General features: G+C 63.8%; 22 protein-coding genes. 5 read left to right on the forward strand and 17 right to left on the reverse strand.

Translation table 11 applies throughout. The features are described 5' to 3' along the window. Window positions 1–332: 332 nt before the first annotated feature. Entirely contained in the window at window positions 333–668 is a 336-nt protein-coding gene (locus ABVQ20_RS37425) for a hypothetical protein (RefSeq protein ID WP_354464836.1), read from the reverse strand. A gap of 387 nt (window positions 669–1,055) precedes the next feature. Here ABVQ20_RS37425 and ABVQ20_RS37430 point away from each other — a divergent pair, with 387 nt between their 5' ends. Next, on the forward strand, window positions 1,056–1,388 hold the full coding sequence (locus ABVQ20_RS37430) for a hypothetical protein (RefSeq protein WP_354464837.1): 333 nt from the start codon (window positions 1,056–1,058) through the stop codon (window positions 1,386–1,388). A 189-nt stretch (window positions 1,389–1,577) separates the two neighbouring features. Beyond that, window positions 1,578–1,904 (forward strand): hypothetical protein, encoded by a 327-nt coding sequence (locus tag ABVQ20_RS37435; protein WP_354464838.1) that lies wholly within the window; start codon window positions 1,578–1,580, stop codon window positions 1,902–1,904. Window positions 1,905–1,989: 85 nt separating this feature from the next. Here the strand turns inward: ABVQ20_RS37435 and ABVQ20_RS37440 are convergent, their stop codons facing one another. Genes ABVQ20_RS37440 through ABVQ20_RS37450 form a run of 3 tightly spaced genes read right to left on the reverse strand, consistent with a single transcriptional unit; the run spans window position 1,990 to window position 4,737 of the window. Continuing rightward, entirely contained in the window at window positions 1,990–2,529 is a 540-nt protein-coding gene (locus ABVQ20_RS37440; RefSeq protein WP_354464839.1) for a DUF5943 domain-containing protein, read from the reverse strand. 21 nt (window positions 2,530–2,550) lie between these two features. After that, window positions 2,551–3,825, reverse strand: a complete 1,275-nt coding sequence (locus ABVQ20_RS37445) for a metal-dependent hydrolase family protein (protein WP_354464840.1) — start codon at window positions 3,823–3,825, stop codon at window positions 2,551–2,553. A 27-nt stretch (window positions 3,826–3,852) separates the two neighbouring features. Next, window positions 3,853–4,737, reverse strand: a complete 885-nt coding sequence (locus ABVQ20_RS37450; protein ID WP_354464841.1) for a fumarylacetoacetate hydrolase family protein — start codon at window positions 4,735–4,737, stop codon at window positions 3,853–3,855. A gap of 144 nt (window positions 4,738–4,881) precedes the next feature. On the opposite strand from ABVQ20_RS37450, the gene ABVQ20_RS37455 reads away from it, so the two are divergent. Then, window positions 4,882–5,583, forward strand: a complete 702-nt coding sequence (locus ABVQ20_RS37455) for a GntR family transcriptional regulator (RefSeq protein ID WP_354464842.1) — start codon at window positions 4,882–4,884, stop codon at window positions 5,581–5,583. Between the two features lie 73 nt (window positions 5,584–5,656). On the opposite strand, the gene ABVQ20_RS37460 is transcribed toward ABVQ20_RS37455, so the two are convergent. From ABVQ20_RS37460 to ABVQ20_RS37505, 10 genes are all read right to left on the reverse strand, one after another. Continuing rightward, complete coding sequence (locus ABVQ20_RS37460; RefSeq protein WP_354464843.1) at window positions 5,657–6,703, reverse strand: extracellular solute-binding protein; 1,047 nt, start codon at window positions 6,701–6,703, stop codon at window positions 5,657–5,659. 33 nt (window positions 6,704–6,736) lie between these two features. Continuing rightward, the gene (locus ABVQ20_RS37465; protein ID WP_354464844.1) at window positions 6,737–7,540 is read right to left on the reverse strand and encodes an ABC transporter permease; all 804 of its coding nucleotides are present in this window, start codon (window positions 7,538–7,540) and stop codon (window positions 6,737–6,739) included. Then, on the reverse strand, window positions 7,537–8,406 hold the full coding sequence (locus ABVQ20_RS37470) for an ABC transporter permease (RefSeq protein WP_354464845.1): 870 nt from the start codon (window positions 8,404–8,406) through the stop codon (window positions 7,537–7,539). The genes ABVQ20_RS37465 and ABVQ20_RS37470 overlap by 4 nt, the downstream gene beginning before the upstream one ends. Before the next feature lie 7 nt (window positions 8,407–8,413). Then, window positions 8,414–9,412: an ABC transporter ATP-binding protein gene (locus ABVQ20_RS37475; RefSeq protein WP_354464846.1), complete on the reverse strand. Its 999-nt coding sequence runs from the start codon at window positions 9,410–9,412 to the stop codon at window positions 8,414–8,416. A gap of 278 nt (window positions 9,413–9,690) precedes the next feature. Continuing rightward, the gene (locus ABVQ20_RS37480; RefSeq protein WP_354464847.1) at window positions 9,691–10,782 is read right to left on the reverse strand and encodes an ABC transporter ATP-binding protein; all 1,092 of its coding nucleotides are present in this window, start codon (window positions 10,780–10,782) and stop codon (window positions 9,691–9,693) included. A 4-nt stretch (window positions 10,783–10,786) separates the two neighbouring features. Continuing rightward, window positions 10,787–11,713 carry an ROK family protein gene (locus tag ABVQ20_RS37485; RefSeq protein WP_354464848.1) on the reverse strand — a complete coding sequence of 309 codons (927 nt, stop codon included), beginning with the start codon at window positions 11,711–11,713 and terminating at the stop codon, window positions 10,787–10,789. Then, window positions 11,713–12,756: an SIS domain-containing protein gene (locus tag ABVQ20_RS37490; protein ID WP_354464849.1), complete on the reverse strand. Its 1,044-nt coding sequence runs from the start codon at window positions 12,754–12,756 to the stop codon at window positions 11,713–11,715. Before ABVQ20_RS37490 ends, ABVQ20_RS37485 begins: the two co-directional genes overlap by 1 nt. A gap of 64 nt (window positions 12,757–12,820) precedes the next feature. Continuing rightward, window positions 12,821–13,672 carry a carbohydrate ABC transporter permease gene (locus ABVQ20_RS37495; protein WP_354464878.1) on the reverse strand — a complete coding sequence of 284 codons (852 nt, stop codon included), beginning with the start codon at window positions 13,670–13,672 and terminating at the stop codon, window positions 12,821–12,823. A 31-nt stretch (window positions 13,673–13,703) separates the two neighbouring features. Next, window positions 13,704–14,591, reverse strand: a complete 888-nt coding sequence (locus ABVQ20_RS37500) for a carbohydrate ABC transporter permease (RefSeq protein ID WP_354464850.1) — start codon at window positions 14,589–14,591, stop codon at window positions 13,704–13,706. An 88-nt stretch (window positions 14,592–14,679) separates the two neighbouring features. Continuing rightward, a complete protein-coding gene (locus ABVQ20_RS37505; protein WP_354464851.1) occupies window positions 14,680–15,948 on the reverse strand; it encodes an ABC transporter substrate-binding protein in 1,269 nt (422 codons plus the stop codon). Window positions 15,949–16,135: 187 nt separating this feature from the next. Here ABVQ20_RS37505 and ABVQ20_RS37510 point away from each other — a divergent pair, with 187 nt between their 5' ends. Together ABVQ20_RS37510 and ABVQ20_RS37515 are read left to right on the forward strand one after the other, a co-directional pair. Next, window positions 16,136–17,176 (forward strand): Gfo/Idh/MocA family protein, encoded by a 1,041-nt coding sequence (locus tag ABVQ20_RS37510; protein ID WP_354464852.1) that lies wholly within the window; start codon window positions 16,136–16,138, stop codon window positions 17,174–17,176. A gap of 5 nt (window positions 17,177–17,181) precedes the next feature. Continuing rightward, window positions 17,182–17,946 carry a GntR family transcriptional regulator gene (locus ABVQ20_RS37515; RefSeq protein ID WP_354464879.1) on the forward strand — a complete coding sequence of 255 codons (765 nt, stop codon included), beginning with the start codon at window positions 17,182–17,184 and terminating at the stop codon, window positions 17,944–17,946. 33 nt (window positions 17,947–17,979) lie between these two features. Here ABVQ20_RS37515 and ssuD read toward each other — a convergent pair whose 3' ends face one another. The 3 genes from ssuD to ABVQ20_RS37530 are packed head-to-tail and all read right to left on the reverse strand — an operon-like array spanning window position 17,980 to window position 20,814. Next, window positions 17,980–19,134, reverse strand: a complete 1,155-nt coding sequence (ssuD, locus tag ABVQ20_RS37520) for an FMNH2-dependent alkanesulfonate monooxygenase (RefSeq protein ID WP_354464853.1) — start codon at window positions 19,132–19,134, stop codon at window positions 17,980–17,982. 40 nt (window positions 19,135–19,174) lie between these two features. After that, complete coding sequence (locus ABVQ20_RS37525; RefSeq protein WP_354464854.1) at window positions 19,175–20,023, reverse strand: ABC transporter permease subunit; 849 nt, start codon at window positions 20,021–20,023, stop codon at window positions 19,175–19,177. Beyond that, window positions 20,020–20,814: a taurine ABC transporter ATP-binding protein gene (locus tag ABVQ20_RS37530; RefSeq protein WP_354464855.1), complete on the reverse strand. Its 795-nt coding sequence runs from the start codon at window positions 20,812–20,814 to the stop codon at window positions 20,020–20,022. Before ABVQ20_RS37530 ends, ABVQ20_RS37525 begins: the two co-directional genes overlap by 4 nt. Window positions 20,815–20,866 lie beyond the last annotated feature (52 nt).

A 20,866-nucleotide genomic window follows, 5' to 3' on the forward strand; every position in this document is an offset into this window, starting at 1 on the left:
CGCTACCGGCAGCGCAGAGTGCATATCAGTGTTATCAAAGCGCCTGGCGTTAGGCTTCTGTATCGCGATTTCTGCATCTCCGGAGCTCGCTAAAGACGCGGCGTGCGCAGCCGAAGATAACCTGCAAGCCCAATGCTACAAGCGCTCCCAGATGCTTCAGCAAATGTTAGGTATGAAAGACACAACGTTGATCTTCAATCACCTGGCGTTTGCTACAACGCAGGCCGCAATCGCTCATGGCGCTAGCAAAACCATGAGAAGGCAATTGCGCGCCTAGCGGATTGTTTCTGGATGCTTTCGGATGCGCTTCTGTTGCTATGGCTACCCAGACATCAACTGCACCGCCCCGTGCCATGATCATCAAACCGGCAAACGGAGCCATTGGCCAGCTTGACAGAGTGGGCATCGAGCATTTCGCCATGAATTGTCGGTGTGCCCTTGAGTTCAGCCGGACATGCCCCCTGCACAACGATTTTCCCCACCGCCTTCCAGGTCTTGCCATTGGGCTTCACAAATTTCTGGCACCCGTCGACGCTGGTCTTGTGGAGCTTGAGAACTGATGTCGCGGCGTTCGCCGTGGACACCGAGCTGACGGCCCCGAATGCGACAATGACCGCCAGCGCAACACTTCTCACAATCTCGCCTTGGGGTACGAGGGTGAATTTCATCTTAATGAACTCCTGAAACCATGATTGGCCCCACCACTGTATGACGGCTGGTTTGGGTCGCCCCCCCCGATTGGATGATGTGCGCATCCCAACGCTTCCAGCCAGGCCCAAATCTCGCAACATCCCCCGAACAGGGGGTGTGGAAGAAGACCGATACGACGTCGTCGCCCTACAACGATCTGGCCGCCGACAAGCTCAACATCGCGATCGGATACAAACACTCTCTCTGACCATACCGGCCGATGCCGCCGGCTGATGGCCTCGGTCTGTCCGTCTTCCCAGGCGACGCCCTTTCGGGTGCCGACCCGTCCCGATTTCGTGAAGGAACGCGTCGCGTGAGAAAGCCGTTCTTGTCCGTGCTGTCTCGCATGAACAGGAGGCATCCTTATGAGCAGGCAACGAGTAGTCATCAATTCCGTCGTGCTGGCATTGGCCGCCGGCACCTTCTCATTGACCACCAACGCCGATGCCGCGGTCGTCAAGCATCACCTTGTCCATCACGTCGCGGCCCGTCACGACACTGGGCATCGGCACGTCGTTCGCCGTTATGTACGTACCGGGATCCCGGCCGGCGGCGTTTGGACCGACGACGACTGGGTCGCCGATAATGGCTGGATAGGCGGCTACAACAACGGTTACGGCGACTACGGTCGCCATGGCGACGACTATTGCGGCCCCATCCAGTGGACGATCGACCGCTGCTACACCTACGCTTATTGATTCCGCATTCGACCGCGAGCACTCCCGCTGTGAAGGACAATGTGCGGGACAGCCATGTTGCGGCGTGGCTGTCTGCCGTTCCACTCGGCGCCTGCCTACGCCATCCCGATTTCGTGAAGGAACATGTCAAGATGAGCCGTCGTTTTCCTCTCATGCATAGTACCGCATCAACAACGCGGAGTTACGACGATGAAAAAACGGATTGTATTCGCAAGCACTCTTGTGCTGGCATTGGCAGCAAGCACTGTCTCATTTAGCTCCATCGCCGACGCGGCGATTATCAGGCACCATGGCGGCGGCCATTCGATGGGTCATTTCAGTGGTGGGCAGGTCATGCGCCATTTCAATGGCGGGCATCGATTCGCTTTTCGCCGTGGCCATGGACACCGCTGGGCCCGCGGCGGCGGCGGTTATTACGGTGGCTACTATGACGACTATTGCGATCCCGTTCAGCTGGCGCTTGGTCTCTGTATCCCCTACTACTACGCCCCGTATGGCCCCTTCGGCGTGCTGTGACCTCTAACCGGCCATGGCGTCGACGACCGGGCGGCCATGGCCCGGATGAGTTCCTCCCGGGGCTGCGATGCGACGCAGTGGAAGCCTAGGGTCTGGCCGCGAAGTCGAAGCGGCAATGGTCGTGCCCTTCGCAGGCACACCGCACCTCCCCCGCTTCGACGTTGCTCGGTAGCGCAACCGAATTGCCTAGCAGGAACGAGAACGCGCCGGTGACGAAACCCTCGAACATGTAGCAGACGCGCTGGCCCGTCGATTGCCCGGCGCGCTGCCCGGCCTCCAGAGCGAAAATCGAATTTCGCAGGCTGATTGAGCCGCGACGGTCGGCGGTGTCCAGGACGTCGATGGAGAACTGGCCCCAGCCGCGCTGCGACAGGCGCTGGAAATAGTGGCGGAACGTCGCCTCAGGATCGAGGCCCTTGTCGCGCAACTGCGCCCCGCACCATTCGATGGCGGATTTCGCCGTCGCTGTGCGAAGCATGGCGCGATAGGCCTCGCGGCCAAGGGCTTCCTCGACCGCGAGATGATTGTTCACCAGGAAGTGCCTGGGCAGGTAGACCATCGGCAGTCCGTCGGTCCGCCAGATGCCGCTGGTTTCGTCGACATCGATGGGAACCGCGGGCTGCACGACCCTCGCCCAGGCTGCCGATCAAGCCGCTTGCCGCTGCGAAGCGACCGAGGCGGAGTGGTCCTTGTAGAGCTCGCCATCCTTCATGATGACGACGAGGTTCTTCTCATGCACCATCATGTCGAGGTCCTTCAGCGGGTCGCCATTGACCAGCAGCAGGTCGGCGATGAAGCCTTCCTTGACCATGCCGAGCTCGTCGCCAAGGCCCATCACCTGGCCGCCGAGCCGCGTGCCGCACTGCAGCGCCTCGCTTGGCGAATATCCCAGCAGGTCGACGAAATGCTTGAGGTCGCGGGCGTTGGTGCCCTGCGGCGTCTGCGCGAAACCATAGTCGCCGCCGATCAGTGCGCGCACGCCGCGCTTGCGCAATTCGGTGTAGACCTTACGGCTGTCGTCGAGGATGCGCTGCATGCCGAACTTCACCGCCATCTCATGGGTGAAGCCGAAGGGCTCGCCCTCGTAGAGCGTGCCGTAGATGATGCCGATGGCCGGGCCGACGAAGATGCGGTCCTTGGCCGATTCCAGCGCATCCAGCGCTTCCTCGTCGGCGGATTCGCAGTGGTAGATGACGTCGACGCCGCACTTCACCGCGCGCTTCACCGAACCGGCGGCGCGGGCATGGCAGTTGATCTTCTTGCCGAAGTCACGCGCCACCGACACCGCCGTCATCACCTCGGCCTCGCTCATGACGGTAAGCCCGCCATGCGCCGCCGGGCTGAGATCATCACCCGAAATGTTGATCTTGATATTATCGGCGCCCTCGCGGCAGCACAGCCGCACCGCCTTGGTGATCTCCTCGACGCCGTCGGCGATCATGCCGAAGCTCTCGTGATACATGTGCTGCTGGCGCTCGTCGCCGAGACCGCCGGTCACCGTGATTTCTGGGCTGCCGGCACGCATGCGCGGCCCCGGCAGCCGGCCGGCGTTGATCTCGTTGCGGATGACGATGTCGAGCCTCAGCTTCGAGGTCGCGGCGCTGTAGGCGCTGGTGAAGCCATGGTCGAGCAGCGTCTTGGCATTGCGCATGGTGAGCAGCAGATGCTCCTCGGGCGGGATCAGGCCGAGATCGGAATCCTTGATCGCGCCACCGAAGGAAATGTGGGCATGGCCTTCGACAAGGCCCGGCATCAACGTCATGCCGCGGCATTCGACGGTGGTGGCACCCTCGCCGGACAATTGTCCCGGCGTGCGCGCAATGGCGCTGATGCGGCCATTCTCGACCAGCAGATCGGCTGGAAAGGCGTCAGCGCCCGTGCCATCCCAGATCATGGCATTGCGGAACATCACTCTTGTCATGACATCGTCCTCTGAAAGTTGGCGGGTTTATTGATTGACGGCCTGCGCGGCGAGGACGTCGTCGGCAACGACATTGGACAGGATGCCGACGTCTTCCAGTTCCACCTCGCAAATGTCGCCATGCTTCATGAACAGCTGCGGCTTGCGCGCCATGCCGACGCCCGACGGCGTGCCGGTGACGATGACGTCGCCCGGCTCCAGCGTGATCGCTTCGCTGATGATCGAGATCAGCGACACGACATCGAAGATCATGTCGCTGGTCGAGGCGTTCTGCACGACCTCGCCGTTGAGGCGTGTCTGGATGCGCAGCCCCTTGCCGCCCGGCGGCAGCTCGTCCGCCGTCACGAAGACCGGCCCGAACGATCCGGTGCCGTCGAAATTCTTGCCGACGGTCCATTGCGGCGACTTGGTCTGGAAGTCGCGGATCGAGGCGTCGTTGAAGATGGAATAGCCGGCGACATGGCTTAGCGCCTGACTGCGGGCGATGTGGCGGCCGGCCTTGCCGATGACAGCCACCATCTCCCCCTCATAGTCGAGCTGGACCGAAGCCTCCGGCCGGCGGATGGCCGCGCCATGGCCGATCAGGCTGGTCGAGAAGCGGGCGAACAGCGTCGGATAGGTCGGCGGCACGAAGCCGCTCTCGATCGAATGGTCGACATAGTTCAGGCCGACGCAGATGATCTTGCCCGGCGCCGATATCGGCGGCAGCCACTGCACTGATTGCGGATCGACGCGCCGCCCCTTGGCCAGCCGTTCGCCGGCCGCCTGCAGCGCATCCGGGCCCTCGGCAATGAGTTCCTCCAGCCGTCCGGGAAACGTCGCGTCGCTCTCGTTGATGCCGCGGAACTCGCCTCCCGGCAATGCAATCGCCAATCCCGAACCCTGCGGCGACCTATAGGCTGCAAATCTCACTGGTCACGTCCCTGTTTGTGAAGGCTGGACTTTGTGCAGAAATTATATATCTGTCAACAGAGAATATATTATTTTGCATTCTGACTTCTGCCGGGCATATTGTATGACGGCATCCGATGGACAGATTCGGCCGCGGGCAAACGAATGGCTAGAGAAGGCTCGATCAATCTCACCCAGGGCGCGTATGAGGATTTGCGCGCCGACCTTTTGTCGTGCCGGATCGCGCCCGGCAGCCGGCTCAAGGTGCAGGAACTATGCGACAGGCTGTCGGTCAGCCTCGGCGCCATCCGCGAGGCGCTGTCGCGCCTGACCTCGGAAGGCCTTGTGGTGGCCGAGCCGCAGCGTGGCTTTCGCGCCGCGCCGATCTCGGCCGAAGACCTGCTCGACCTCACCAAGACGCGCATCCAGATCGAGACGCTGTGCATCCGCCGCGCCATAGAGGTCGGCGACGTGGCCTGGGAATCGCAGCTGGTCGCCGCACTGCACCGGCTGTCGCGCACGCCCGAGCATACGCCCGACGATCCCGTGCTTTCGAGCGACGAATGGGCGACCGCGCACGCGGCCTTCCACAAGGCGCTGGTCGGCGGCTGCGACAGCCACTGGCTGCTGCGCCTGCGCGACCAGCTTTATGACCAGAGCGAGCGCTATCGCCGCAGGTCTGTCTCGCTGGCGCCCAACGCCCGCAACATCAGCAAGGAGCATCAGGATCTGGCCGGCGCCGTGCTCGACCGCGACGCGGACAAGGCCGCGGCGTTGCTGGCCTCGCATCTGGCTGTCACCACCGACATCCTGCTGGCGGCCGAAGCCGACGACCTGCCGGCGCGCAAGACGATTGAGCGGGCATAGCGTTTCATTCGCGTTCCTCGGACAACAAGCAAGACGCCGCCCGCTCAAACGGGCGGCGTCTTGCGTGTCAGGCTTACTGGCGCAGATTGGTCCAGATGCGGTCATACGCCCGGGTCGCCTTCTCGTCGCATGACGGCGCAAACGAGATCTTCAGGTCGGCCGGCGGATTGAACTCGGGCGAGCCGCCGATGTCCGGCGACAGGTACTTGTTCGATCCGGCGATGGCGCTCTGGTAGCCGGTGTATTTCTGCTGCAGCGCAATGTTTTCGGGGTCCATCAGGAAGTTGAGGAACTTCTTGGCATTGTCGACATTGGGCGCTGTCGAAGGCACCGCGACATTGTCCATCCAGCCAACCACGCCTTCCTTGGGATAGACATATTTGACCGTCGGCTTCTGCTGCCGTGTCGCCAGCGCCTTGCCCGACCACTGCTCGTGCATGACCGTCTCGCCGGCAACCTGGCGCTCGACGATCCCATCGGAATTGTAGACCTTCACGAAGGGCTTCTGCGCCTGCAGCAAGGCGTCGAGTTCCTTGAGGTCCGCTGGGTTGCTGTTGCACTGGTCCTTGCCGAGATAGACCAGCGCCAGCGACATCACTTCGCTGGGCGAGCCGAACATGCCGACCTTGCCCTTGAGTTCCGCGGGCGGATCGAACAGCGGCTTCAAACTGTCGGTCGGCCCCTTGTAGACGGCGGTGTCGACCGAGAAGGAAGTGGTGCCCCAGACCCACGGCACGGTGTATTTCGCATCGGGATCCCAGGGCCGGTGCTGCCATTTCGGATCGACATTCTTGAAGTTCGGCATCGCCCCCGCGTCGACTTCCTGGAACAGCTTCTGCTTGACGAAGATCGGCACGAAATCGTTGCTGATGATCATCACGTCATAGCCGGCCGCGCCCGAGCTCAGCTTGGCGAGCGCGGTCTCGTTGGAATCATAGGTGTCGATGGTGACCTTGATCCCGGTCTCCGCCTCGAACTTCTTGATCATCTCGTCCGACGTGTAGTCAGTCCAGTTGTAGATGTGCAGCTCGCCGGCATCGGCGAGTGCCGTGGTGGTGATCGCCCCCATCATGGCGGCGGCCAGGGCTAGTCCAGAAAATCCTTCTTTCCATTTGGTCATTGTCGTTCTCCTCTGATCTGGTTCTTTGTTTTTCTAGGCAAACCTGTTGCGTCGTCCGACGAGCAGCGCCGCCGCGACGAAGACGATGGAAACGGCAAGAAGGATGGTGGAGATGGCGTTGACCTCGGGCGTCACGCCAAGCCGCATCATGCCGTAGATGTAGACGGGCAAGGTGGTCGATCCCGCGCTCGACACCATCATCGAGATCAGGAAATCATCGAGCGAGACGACGAAGGCCATGATGGCGCCGGCCGAGATCGCCGGGACCAGCAAAGGCAGCGTGACACGGCGAAACAGCCGCCACTCGTCGGCATAGAGGTCGCGGCCCGCCTCCTCCAATGTCCCGCCCATGTCGCGCAGCCGCGCCTGGATCGGCAGCAGCGCGAACGGGATGCAGAAGACCGTGTGGGCGATCATCAGGTTGATCAGCCCGTGATGCATGCCGAGCCCCGAAAAGAAGATCAGCGTGGTGATCGCCACGACGATCTCCGGCACCACCAGCGGCATCGCGATCAACGCGGTTGCGGCGCCGCGCCCGAAGCGCAACCGGCCGCGTTCCAGCGCCAGCGCGCCAGCGGTGGCGATCGCCGTCGAGGCGATGGTGGCGACGACAGCGACGACGACGCTGTTGAAGGCGGCGTCGCGGATCGCGCCATTGTTGGCGACCGCCACGAACCATTTGAAACTGAAGCCGGCCCATACGGTGACCAGCCGGCTCGAATTGAAGGCGTAGATCACCAGGATCAGCAGCGGCGCGTAGAAGAACAGGAATATGAGAGCGGTGTAGGCGGACAGGCCGGGCGTATGCCGCCAGTCGAAGGGTTTCGCGCCGTTCATCGCCGCTCCTCCTGTGCCCTGCGCGAACGGATGACGAAGACCGCCAGCACCACGACAGTCACGACCGTCGAGAGCGCGGCGCCAAAAGGCCAGTTTCGCGATGATGTGAATTGCATCTGGATCAGGCTGCCGATCAGCAGCTTCTTGCCACCGCCGAGCAGGTCCGGCGCCAGGAACGAGCCCAGCGCCGGCGCGAACACCAGCGTGGCGCCGGCCAGCGCGCCGGGCCTCGCCAGCGGCCAGACGATACGGCGGAAGACGGCGGCACGGCTGGCATAGAGATCGTGCGCGGCCTCGATCAGCCGGGGGTCGATGCGCTCTAGCGTCGAATAGATCGGCAGCACCATGAAGGGCAGGAAGGTGTAGACGAGGCCGAGCAGGATCGACCCGTCATTGTAGAGCAGCGGCAAGGGATCGGAGATGATGCCGGCATGGCGCAACGCACCGTTCGCCAGGCCCTCGTCGCGCAGGATCAGGATCCAGCAATAGGTGCGGATCAGCGTGTTGATCCAGAACGGCAGCGTGACGGCGAACAACAGGATGCGCCGCCGCTCGGGCGTCTGGCAGACGATGTACCAGGCGACCGGCAGCCCGAGCACAAGGCAGATGCCGGTGGTGGCGATGGCCAGGTAGACCGAGCGCAGGATGATCAGCGCATAGCTCGGCGAAAACACCAGGCTGTCGTCGAAATCGCGCTGGTAGAGGAACTGCAGATAGGCGTCGAATGTCGCCGGCGCGGTCACCCCTCCATAGGGGTTGGCCGTCATGAAGGAATAGCCGACCGCCAGGAACAGCGGCAGGACCATGAAAATGCCGATGACCAGCATGGCCGGCGCGATCAGCAGGTAGGTGCGTTTCTCGCCCATCGCCGCCTCAGTTCGCCAGTTCGCGTTCGACGTCGCGCGCCCAGTCGACGACGACCATGTCGCCGGTCGAGAGCACCACCCCCCCGCGAGAGCGCGAATGCAGCCTTGCCCCCTCGTCGAGGACAACTTCATAGAGCGTGTCGGAGCCGAGGAAGGTGATGGCCGAGACCGCGCCCCTGGCGTGGCCGCTAGCGCCATCCGATGCCGGCGACACGACGATGTGTTCGGGGCGCACGACGATGGTCTTCGCCGGATCGCGGCCAAGGGCGGCACCGGGCAAGAGGTTGGACTCGCCGATGAAGTCGGCGACGAAGCGGTCCTGCGGATTGTCGTAGATGTCCCGGGGCGTACCGACCTGCAGCACGTGGCCATTGCGCATCACCGCGATCCGGTCGGACATGGCCAGCGCCTCCTCCTGGTCGTGGGTGACGAGCACGAAGGTGATGCCGGTTTCGCGCTGCAGCCGCTTCAACTCGCTCTGCATGCCCTTGCGCAGTTTGAGGTCGAGCGCCGACAGCGGCTCGTCGAGCAGCAGCACGCTGGGTTTCGGAGCGAGGGCACGCGCCAGCGCGACGCGCTGCTGCTGGCCGCCCGACAGTTGCGCCGGGCGGCGCGTGGCGAAGCCGTCGAGCCGCACCATCTCCAGCGCTTGGCCAACGCGCTCGTCCACCAGCGACTTCGGCGCGCGCTGCATCTCCAGCCCGAACGCGACATTCTCGGCCACGCTCATATGCGGGAACAGCGCATAGCTCTGGAACACGGTGTTGACCGGCCGCTTCTGCGGCGGCAAGGCCGCGACATCGGCGCCGGCAATGCGGATGGCGCCGGAGCTCGGCACTTCGAAGCCGCCAATCAGGCGCAGCAAGGTCGTCTTGCCGCAACCGGACGGGCCGAGCAGGGTGAAGAACTCATTGTCGTAGATATCGAGGCTGACATCCTTCAGCGCATGGACGGGATCGGCATCCCTGGTCACGAAGGATTTTGACACGCTTTGGATGTCGATCATGACCGGCGAAATTCCTGGACTGCGTTGAGATGGCCTTGCGTATCGAAGGGGCATCGCGGCCGTTCGATCCGCACCTAAAAATTCGCCTCAAAATTATATTTGTCAACAAATAATATATTGTTTTTGCGTTGTGCGCACAAAAGCCTTGGCGAGCGCATCGACCCGCCATCACCGCTTCGGCGTGTGACATCGTTTCAGGGTTGTGGCCGCACCCCGCCCGATGCGCGGGCGGATCACCGCACCCGCGTCAATGCCTCGTCACTGCCCTGTCCGGAACCTCAGAGAACCTTGCCGCTCCGGGGATCGAGCAGGTGCATATGGGCCATGCCGAACGACAGCGTCGCCATTTCGCCGGGTTTCGGCGTCGATGCGGGATCGATCCGCGCCGTTGCCTCGCCGCCGGCGATAACAACATGCAGCAACGTCTCCATGCCCATCGGCTCGACCACCTCGACCCCAGCCTTGACGTCGACGACATCGGGGCGCTCGCGCCGCTCGGTGATGTGCTCGGGACGCATGCCGAACTCCAGCTCGCGCCCGGCATGGCCGGCATAGCGTGCGGTGCGGGCGGCAGGAACGGCAAGTTCGGTACCATCCGCCAGCACGACCGCGAGCCGGTCGCCACGCGCTTCCAGGCGGCACTTGAAGAAGTTCATGCCGGGGCTGCCGATGAAGCCTGCGACAAACCGGCTCGCCGGCTCGTGATAGAGATCGTTGGGCGGCCCGATCTGTTCGATGCGCCCCTTGTTCATCACCACCACGCGATCGGCCAGCGTCATCGCCTCGACCTGGTCATGGGTGACGTAGACGGTCGTCGTGGCGACCATCTGGTGCAGCTTCTTGATCTCGGCGCGCATCTTGCCCCGCAGCTTGGCGTCGAGGTTGGAAAGCGGCTCGTCGAACAGGAACACCTTTGGCTGGCGCACCATGGCGCGGCCCATGGCGACGCGCTGGCGCTGGCCGCCGGACAGCTGGTGCGGCTTGCGCTGCAGGAGTTCGCTGAGGTCGAGCATTTCAGCGACACGCGCGATGCGCTGCGTCACCTCGGCGGCAGGCACTTTGCGGATGCGCAGGCCGAAAGCCATATTCTCAGCCACCGTCATCTGCGGATAGAGCGCGTAGCTCTGGAAGACCATGGCGATATCGCGGTCCCTGGCCTGGACGTCGTTGACCAGCCGGCCGCCGATAAGGATCTCGCCGCCGCTCGGCCTGTCCAGTCCCGCCACCATGCGCAGCGTCGTCGACTTGCCGCACCCGGACGGTCCGACGAGGACGACGAACTCGCCCTCGGCGATCTCGAGGTCGATATCGTGCACCACCTTGAGGTTCTGATAGCTCTTCGAGATCTTGCGCAGTTCCACATCGGCCATGGTGCTATTCCCTTCCCGGCGCGAACATGTCGAGCGCCAGTGCCGCGGCGCCAATCACGCCGGCATCATTGCCATGCTCCACCGTCACGATGGCCGGCGGGCGGCCGGGCTTCAGCAGCACGAAATCCCTGACATTGCGGGCAATGCGATCGGTGAAGAACGGCCCGGCCAGCGACAGGCCGCCGCCGATGATCGCCGCTTCGATATTGAGCATGTTGGACATGATGCCGATCATCTGGCCCAGCCAGCGCGCCACCTCGTCGACCACCTGCAGCGCGATCGGCTCACCCTCCTTGGCGAGATCGCAGACCATCTTGGCATTCGCCGCATCGGTGTCAGGCTTGAGCTGGCGATAGCGGTTGACCAGCGCACGGGCGCTGGCCAGGTTCTCGACCATGCCCGGCACCGGGTCGGCAATGTCGGTACGGGCCGGGTCGAGCGAGATGCAGCCTAGCTGCGGCGGCAGCCCGTCCGGCCCGTCGATGACCTTGCGGTCGATGACCATCGCGCCGCCAATGCCGGTGCCCAGCGTGATCAGTGCGAAGCGGGAAAACGGACGCCCGGCGCCATGCCGCATCTCGCCATGGGTGGCGCAGACCGCATCGTTGCGAACAATGGCGGGCACGCCGAAATGGGCGCTGAACAGTTTTGACAGCGAGCCCTTCAGCAGAGCGGGGATCGCCGGGCAGCGGCCATTGAGCATGCCTGTCTCGGGATTTGGCGTGCCGGGCACGCCGATGCCGATCGTGGTGATCGCCGGAAACGCCCGCGTCAGTTCTTCGGTGGCTTTGGTGACCTGACCGACGAAATCCTCGAACTCGATATCGCGGTGCACCGGGACAGCGCCGCGCATCAGCACCTTGCCCGAACCGTCGACGGCGCCAAGCTTGACCAGGCTGCCGCCAATGTCGATTCCGATCGCGACTGTCATCAGGGCTCCTTGCGGATGCGCACGTTCAACCGGCGTCCGAGATTGGGATAGATCATCTTGTCGGGATCGATGCCGCGCGCGATCGCCAGCTCGCAGCCATACCATTGCAGCGGGATCGGCGCCCAGCAACCGGCCAGCCATTGCTGTTCCGGCGCCAGCGGCCAGCTGACATCGAGGTCGAAGCGGGTCGGATGTCCCGAAAGGTTGAGGACCACCGCGCGCGGCCCGAGCTCGGCCAGTGCCTCGCCCAGATTGGCGGCCACCTTGGCCTCGGTCTCGGTCTGCGCGATGGCGATCACCAGGCTCTTGTCGGTGGTGCCGTAGACATGGCCATGCAGCGCCTCCTCCGTATCGAAGGCGGCGGTCGGCACGCCGCTGATCTCGGCGATCTTCAGCGATGCCTCGAGCGCGGTGCCGAGATGCGTCGCCTGCCCGGCAACCAATATGTAGTCGGGAACGCCGAAGCGGGTGATCAGGTCCTTGGCGGCGGCCAGGCCGGTTTCGGCCGTCCGCTCCAGCTGGCCGACCAACCCCGACAGATCGCACGTCTTGTCGGCAAGCCTGGCGGCAACCGCCAGCACTGAGATGACGGTGGCGGTGTAGCCCATGGTCTTGGGGCCAACGGTTTCGGGACCGATCGGCATAACGATGATCTCGGCGCCCGTTTCGGTGATCAGGCTGTCGGCCTCACCGGTGATGACAAGCGTCGGAAAGCCGCTGGCGACCGACAGGCGCACAGCCTCGATGGTGGTGATGCTCATGCCCGACTGCGAGGCGGCGAGAACCAGCGTGCGCTGGCCGGTTTGTTTTGGCGGCAGGCGCAGGAAGGCCTCCGGCTCCTTGGCGATCACCGACGCGCCGGTCCCTTCCTCCAGCGCCTCGGCGCCGGCCAGCAGCGCGTTCATCGACGACCCGGTGCCGAGCAGCACGATCCGCTCGGGCTTTTGGCTGAGGCAAGCGAAACTGTTGATGTCCGCGCCGATGGCGGCGGGGAGCGACGCAAGGGTCGACGGCTGCCGGCGGATGTAATTGCCTATCTGCATGTCAATGTTCCATCAGTTCGAAAGTGTCGGTGTTTGAAAATCTGTCGCGTCAGGTGGCGCCGGTCTATTTGCTGTAGCCCTTGCTCAGGCCGCTGATGAACTGCCGCGAGAACAGGGTGAACAGCACCACCAGCGGCACCGCGCCGAGTGTCAGCGCTGCCAGAAGTGCCGGATAGTCGTTCATGAACTGCCCGACGAATTGCTGCACGCCGAGCGTCACCGTCTGGTTCTGCTTGCTTGGCGCCAGGATCAGCGGGAACCAGAGGTCGTTCCACACCGGCAGCATGGTCAGCGCGGCCACAGCGGCGAGACCGGGCCTGACCAGCGGCAGCACGATCCAGAAGGTGCGCAACTCACTCGCACCATCCATGCGGGCCGCTTCCTTGAGGTCAGTGGGCACGGTGCGGAAATAGGTGACCATCAGCGTCACCGCGATCGGGATGCTCATGGCGGTGTAGACGAGGATGAGCGCTACCAGCGTGTCCATCAGCTTCCACGCCATCATCATCTGGATGATGGGAATGGTGCCCAGCCGGATCGGCAGCATGATGCCGAGCACGAACAGCCCGCCGATGAGCGAGGTGATGCGCACGCGGTATTCGACCAGCGCGAAAGCGGCGAGCGTCGACACCACGATCGTCAACACGATCGTGGTCACGGTGACGACCAGACTGTTGCGGTAGTTGACAATGAAATTGCCGCGCGTGAAGACCCGCTTGTAGCCTTCGAGGCTGAAGGTTTTGGCCGTCGGAAGGTCGAACGGCCCACCAAAAATCGCCGGCGTCGTCTTCAGCGAATTGATGATGACGATCAGCACCGGCCCGATGGCAAGCAGGACGAACAGGATCAGCAGCGCATGCACGATGATGCGCTCGAAGGTCCAGGGTTCGCTGCCCTGGCGGCGCGCACGTGGCATGGCGAGGTCTGGGGCGCTCATGTCAGCTCTCCTAGACCGAGTAGGATTTCAGGCGGCGCTGCACCAGCCAGAAGTAGACGGCTGTCACCACCAGCACGGTGGTGAAGATCACCGTCGCCACCGCCGCGCCGAGATCGAGATCGGCAAGCTGCCCGCTCGAGCCGAAGAAGGTGCGGTAGAAATAGGTGCCGAGGATGTCCGTGCTGTAATTCGGCCCGGGCGCCGAACCGTTCAGCGCGAACACCAGGTCGAAGCCGTTGAATGTCCAGATATAGGTGAGGATGGCGATCAGCCCGAATTGCGGCGCGATCAGCGGAAACTTGATCTTCCAGAAGGTCGTCCAGCCGCCGGCGCCGTCGATATTTGCGGCCTCGACAAGCTCGTTGGGCACCGCCAGCAGGGCGCTGTAGAGAAAGACCATCGGTATCCCGAAATACTGCCACACCGACATCAGCGAGATGGTGGTGAGCGCGGTCGATTCGGTGCCCAGCAGCGGAAAGCCGACCAGCCCCCACAGCGGATTGATGATCAGGCGCCAGACGAAGCCGACGATCACCACCGACAGCGTCGCCGGAATGAACAGGAGCGTGCGGTAGATGCCTTCCGAGCGCGCAAGCTTGCCCGAGGTCAGCAGCGCCGCCAGCAGCAGCCCCATCGGGACTTCGACAATGAGATGGATGGCGAAATACTGCATGTTGTTGAGCAACGCATTCCAGAAGCGGGCGCTGATGGTCGGGTGGGTGAAAAGACGTTCGTAATTGGCGAGGCCGACGAAGGTGTCACCCGAGGCGCCATTGGTCTGGAAGAAGCTCATGACGATCGAGGTCGCCAGCGGCAGCACGGCAAAGACCAGGTAGACGGCCAGGGCCGGCAGCACGAACAGCAGCAGGTTTCTGTAGGCGGCAGCGGGAGATATCAACGGATGACCTCATGTTCACGCCGGCGGGGATGCGCGGCGTGCCCGAGAGATTACGCGCGGCCGGTTGCCGCGCGTAACCTGCCCTGGATTACTTCTTTTGCGGTCCGTACCAGGATGCAAGCCCGGTCTGCAGCTCGGTGGCGACCTGCTGCGGCGTGACGTCCAGCTTGGTGTACATCACCTGCAGCAGGCGCCAGGTCTCGTCGTCGAGCGGCGGCGTGCCGGCGCTCAGGCGATCAAGCGCCAGGCGTGGCGTGAGCTGTGCGCCCTTCTTCAGATCGGCGAAATCCTGCGCCAGCTTGTTCTTGTAGGCGACCGGCTTGTTGCCCATGGCAAAGAAGCCAGGCGCGGCATTGACGTAGAGTTCCTGGAATTCAGGCCCGGCAACCCAGTCGAGGAAGGTTTTGGCCGCTTCCTTGTGCGTGCTCTTGGCATTGATGCCGATGCCCATGTCCGGCATTTCCTGCAGGTAACGCTGGTCGCCGGCCTTCGGCACCGGCGGCCCGAACACGCCGACATTGAGGCCGGTCGAGGTCGCCTGGTTGATGTCCCACGAGCCGTCGGGAAGGATCGCCGCCTTGCCCAGTGTGAACAGCTGCGTCATGTCGGCATAGTTCAGGCTCTCCTGCCCGGCAGGCAGGAACGGCTTCCAGGCCGCGAAGGCGGCGATGGCATCGACGAACTCGGGATCGGTCAGCTTCTTCTTGCCGTCGATCAGGCCAAGCCGGCCCTCCTCGCCTTTCCAGTAGGCCGGGCCGATGCTGTAGAGACCGTTATAGGCGAGCTGCCAGGATTCGGCCGCTCCGTAGGCCAGCGGCGTGTAGCGGCCGTCCTTCTTGATTGCCTTCAAGACATCGATGAACTCGGCGCTGGTGGTCGGCACCTTCAGCCCCAGTTCCTTAAAGATATCGGCATTGTAGTAGAAGCCGGCCAGCACGGCGGCGACCGGCAGGCAGTAAGTCTTGTCGTCGGCGCCGCTCCACGCAGCCCTGGAGGTCTTGTCGAAATTCGCCAGGCCCGGCAACCCTTCAAGAGATTCGAAATAGCCGCGTTTGATCCATTCGCGGTTCACGTCGAACGGCCGGCAGGTGATCAGGTCGCCACCGGCGCCGCCCTCGACCTGCGACTGGATGGCGGCGTTGTATTCATTGGTGTTGATCGGCGCGAACTCGACCTTGATGTCGGGATGCTTGGCTTCGAAGGCCGGCAGGATCGTGTCCTGCCAGACCGCGATGTCCTCGGTGCGCCAGCTGTTCAAGGTGATGGTGACAGGGTCGGCATAGGCAATGCCGACGCCACTGGAAAACATCACGCTGACAGTCATTGCCAGCGGGATCGATGCACGTATCGAACGCATTTTGGGCTCCTCCCTCAACACGGTGCTTCGTGTGGATTCACGATTTTGCACTGTTGCCCCGGACCATACATACTGATACATCTTGTGACAAGTGGTATTGTGTTGTCTTTTCCACAGCGATAGGCGCCTTTCGGTTCGAACACCGCCGGATCGCCAAGATACCGGATCAAATTTTGGGGAGGATTTTATGATTGGAGTTGGAATTCTGGGCTCGGGCTTCATCGCCGAGACCTACGCGGACTCGCTGCTCGACGTGCGCAACGCCGAGCTCGTGGCCTGCTATTCGCGCGGCTTCGAGCGCGCCACCGCCTTCGCCAGGAAATGGGGGCCCAAGGTCAGCGCTCACAAGGACATGGATGCGCTCTGCGCCGATCCGGCGGTCAATCTTGTGGTCATCGCCCTGCCTAACGAGATCCATCTCGAAGCGGTCAGGATCGCCGCCAGCCACGGCAAGGCCGTGATCTGCACCAAGCCGCTGGCGCGCACGGAAAGGGAAGCGCGGGAGATCCTCGAGATCGTTCGGCGCGCCGGCGTCTGGCACGGCTATGCCGAGAGCGCGGTTTTTTCGCCCAACATCGAAAAGGCCTATCAGATGGTGAAGGCGGGCGGCATCGGCGACCTCCTGACGATGCGGGCCCGCGAGGCCCATTCGGGGCCGCACGCGCCGCACTTCTGGAACGCCGAGCTTGCCGGCGGCGGCGCGCTGCTCGACATGGGCTGCCACACCGTGGAAAGCGCCCGTCACTTCTTTGGCAAGGACAATCCGGTGACCGAGGTGATGGCCTGGGGTGCCACAATGGTGCATGGCGACAAGACCACGGGAGAGGACACGGCGATCGCGCTGTTGAAATTCGCCGGCGGCCAGCTCGCCACCATCGAATCGTCCTGGATCGAAAAGGGCGGCATGCAGCTTCGCCACGAACTGGTCGGCTCCGCCGGCCGCATCGTCACCGACACTTCGGTCGGTCCGGTCTGGGGGTTCGTCGAGAAACCGGTGGGTTATCTGGTGGAGAAGGCGGACGCCGAGACCGGTTGGGTGTATCCCGTTCCAGAGGAAACCCGGGCATACGGCTTTTCGCAGCAGATGCGCCACTTCTGCGACCACTTCGCGGCGGGGACGGTGCCGTCGGAGACGTTCGAGGATGGCGTCATCGTCAACCGGATAATTGACGCCTGCTACCGTTCGATGCGAACGGGCGTGTGGGAAAAGATAGGGGCGGATGGGTGACTGAGATGGAAGGCTCCCCGCTACAGTCGGACGGACCGGAGCCGCTGTGGCGGCTGGCCGCCGATGCGATCCTGCAGGAGATCGCCACCGGCAAGCTGGCGTCGGGCGCGCGTCTGCCGCCCGAGCGCGACCTGTTCACGCGCATGTCGATCAGCAGGGTCACCTTGCGCCGGGCCCTGCAAAGCCTGGTCGAGGAAGGCGTGCTGACGCCTTCCCATGGGCGCGGCTGGTATGTCTCGGCCAAGGTGCCGAAGGAATTTCCCAACACGCTGGAATCCTTCAGCGAGACCGCGCGGCGCCTGGGTCTTACGCCCTCCTCCGACGTGCTGCGCGCCGAGGAAGCGCCGGCCTCGCTGGACGAGGCCGAGGAGCTTTCCATCGCGCCCGGCGCGACCCTGTTTCATCTGGAGAGAATCCGGCGCCTCGACCAGGTTCCGGTCGCCGTCGACACCTCGTTCTTCGCCGCCGCCTTGGTTCCCGACCTCGGCAGCGTCGACTTCAAGACGGCGTCGCTGTTCGGCCTGCTGATCAATGCCGGCGTCGACCTCGCCCGCGCCGAGACAACCATCGAGGCCCACGGCGCCGATCCCGTGCTGGCAGGCCATCTCGACATCGACGTTGGCAAATCCACGCTGGTCATGCGCCAGCTCATCGTCGATGCCGCTGGCCGCCCGCTGCTGTCCTCGACCATCCGCTACGCCGGCGACCGCTATCGCCTGCGCACCTCGTTCTCCCGGACCGGAAGGACCACCGGCCGCAATCCGGGGTGATCGAAGCGGATCGCGTTAGAGCCGTTGCGGCGGTCAGCTGGCGCTCGCCGCGGCGGCCTTGGGGCGTACGCCGCGTCCGAACTCGACGTCCCAGCTGCGCTCCGCTGGTGCGCCCTCACCCTTCAGCCCAAGTTTGGGGAACAGCAGTTCGGCAACGTTGAACGCCTCTTCCAGATGCGGGTAGCCGGACGCGATGATCGTCTCGATGCCGATCTCCTGATACTCGCGAATGCGCGCGGCGACATTGTCGGGATTGCCGACCAGCGCCGTTCCCGCGCCGCCACGCACCAGCCCCGGTCCCGCCCACAAATTGGGACCGATGACCAGCTTATCGCGTCGGCCCTGGTGAAGCGCCGACATGCGCTTCTGCCCGACGGATTCGGAGATGTGGACAAAACCGTTCTGGGCTTCGGCGATCAGGTCGTCGGTGACGTGGCTGATCAGCCGATCGGCGGCGGCCCAGGCCGCCTCCTCGGTTTCGCGCACGATCAGGTGGATGCGAAGGCCGAAGCGGATCGTCCGGCCCTGCGCGGCAGCAGCCTTCCTGACGCGATCGATCTTTTCGGCAAGCTGGTCCACCGGTTCGCCCCAGCTCAGATAGGCGTCGACATGCTTGGCGGCGATTGCGATGCCGGCGTCCGAAGAACCTCCGAACCAGAGCGGCGGATGCGGATGCTGAACCGGCGGGAAGGAAATGTCGGTACCGTGGGCCGACAGGTACTTGCCCTCGAAATCCGCCGGCTCGCCCGAAAGGATGCGCCGCCAGATCGTCAGGAACTCGTCGGTCTGCGCGTAACGCTCGTCATGGCTGAGCTTGTTGCCGTCGCCCGCTAGGTCGGCCGGATCCGCACCCGTGACGACATTGAGCAGGACGCGGCCATTGGAAATGCGGTCCAGCGTGGCCGCATGACGCGCAAACAGCGCCGGCGTTCCGCTGCCCGGCCGAAGCGCCACAAGGAATTTCAGCCGTTCGGTGAGCGGGATCAACCCAGCCGCCACGATCCAGGCGTCCTCGCACCGTGTTCCGGTGGGCAGGAGCACGCCCTTGAAGCCAAGCCGGTCGGCGGCCTGGGCGATCTCCTTGAGATAGCCGAAGGTTGCCGGGCGGTGCCGCTCGTCGGTGCCGAGATAGGGTCCATCGCCATGCGTCGGCAGGTACCAGTAGAGATCGAGCGGTTTGCTGGACATCAAATTGTTCCTTCAGCGATGCGGAATGCGGGGGCAAGCGTCAGAGCTTGCCCTTCCAGGGGATGAGCCGGTGCTCCAGCCAGCGCATGCCGCTGGTGAAGGCGAAGGCCAGGATGGCGATAACGATGAGGCCGACGAAGACGACATCGGTGGCGAGGAAATTGGCCGCCGACATGATCATGTAGCCAAGGCCCGACTGGGCGGCGATCAGTTCGGCCGCGACCAGCGTCGACAAGCCGGCGCCAATGGCAATCTTCAGGCCGGTCATGATTTCCGGCAGTGCGGACGGCAGGATGATGCTGGTGAACAGTTGCAGGCGGCTGGCGCCAAGCGACAGCGCGGCATTGATCCGTTCAATCGGTACGGAGCGGACCCCGGCCTGCGCGGCAAAGCAGATCGGGGCAAAGGTCGACAGCGACAGGAGCACGATCTTGGAGGTCTCGCCGATGCCCAGCCAGATGATCAGCAGCGGCAAATAGGCCAAAGGCGGCAGGCCCCAGTAGAGATCGATCGGCACGCTGAAGATGCCCTTGACCCAGCGGTTGAGCCCCATCAGCAAGCCCAGCGGAATGCCAAGGAAAATGCCGACGCCGAGTGCCGCGGCGATGCGGCCAAGGCTGGCCAGAGTGTGGTCGAGCAGCGTGCCGTTGGCATAGCCGTCGGCCCAGACGGCGCTGAACTGGGTCAGCACCTCGGACGGCGACGGCAGGAACAGCGGCGACGCCCATTCGAAATGCGCGGCGAGGAACCACAAGGCGATCAGCGCAGCCAGCGTGGCCAGGCTGATGCCGAGCGTGCTTGTCGATGCGGCCCGGCGGGGTCGAGAGGACGGCGCGCGCTTGGCCGTCGAGGACGAAAATGAAGTTGGGGAATTGGCGGCAAGCGTCATTGCAAGGTTCCTGTGCGTGCGCCTTCCGGCTGGTGGATGAGCGAGCGGATTTCCTGCCTGAGTTCGATGAAACGCGGATGCGACTGGATCGGCCCGATGTCGCCACTCTCCGCGAACTCACGCACGAAATCGGCTTCGAACCGGGCAACGATACGGCCTGGCCGGGGCGACATCACAACGATGGTCGTGCCGAGCGTGAGGGCTTCCTCGATCGAATGGGTGATGAACAGGATCTGCTTGCCGGTCTTGGCCCAGACCGAGGCCAGAAGCTGCTGCATGGTCTCGCGCGTCAGGCTGTCGAGCGCGCCAAACGGCTCGTCCATCAGGAGGATCTTCGGATCGGTGGCCAGCGCCCGCGCGATGCCGACGCGCTGGCGCATGCCGCCGGACAGTTCGTAGGGCGGCTTTTCGGCGAAATCGGCGAGCCCCACCAGTTCCAGCAGGCGCCTTGATTGCTCGTGGCGTTCGCCACGCGACACGCCCCGGTATTTCAGGCCGAGCGCAACATTGTCCAGAACGCTGGCCCAGGGCAGCAAGGTGTCCTTCTGGAACACCACGCCACGATCGCCGCCTGGCGCGACGATCTCTTTTCCGTCCAGCGTGATCGAGCCTTCGCTGAGCGGCAGGAAGCCGGCGATCGCGTTGAGCAATGTCGACTTGCCGCATCCGGAAGCACCGACCGCGACGACGATGGAGTCTGGAGCGATGTCGAGCGAGACGTGATCGAGCGCGTGCACCTCCTGGCCGTCCGAGGCTGGAAAGGTGACGCTGGCGTCGCGGATTCGAAGCATGGTGGCCTCCGGGCTGGCTGGGTTTTCCCCAGCCAGCCGAGTTTCTTTCAGG

The organism is Mesorhizobium shangrilense, from assembly GCF_040537815.1.
Taxonomy (GTDB): Bacteria; Pseudomonadota; Alphaproteobacteria; order Rhizobiales; family Rhizobiaceae; genus Mesorhizobium; species Mesorhizobium shangrilense.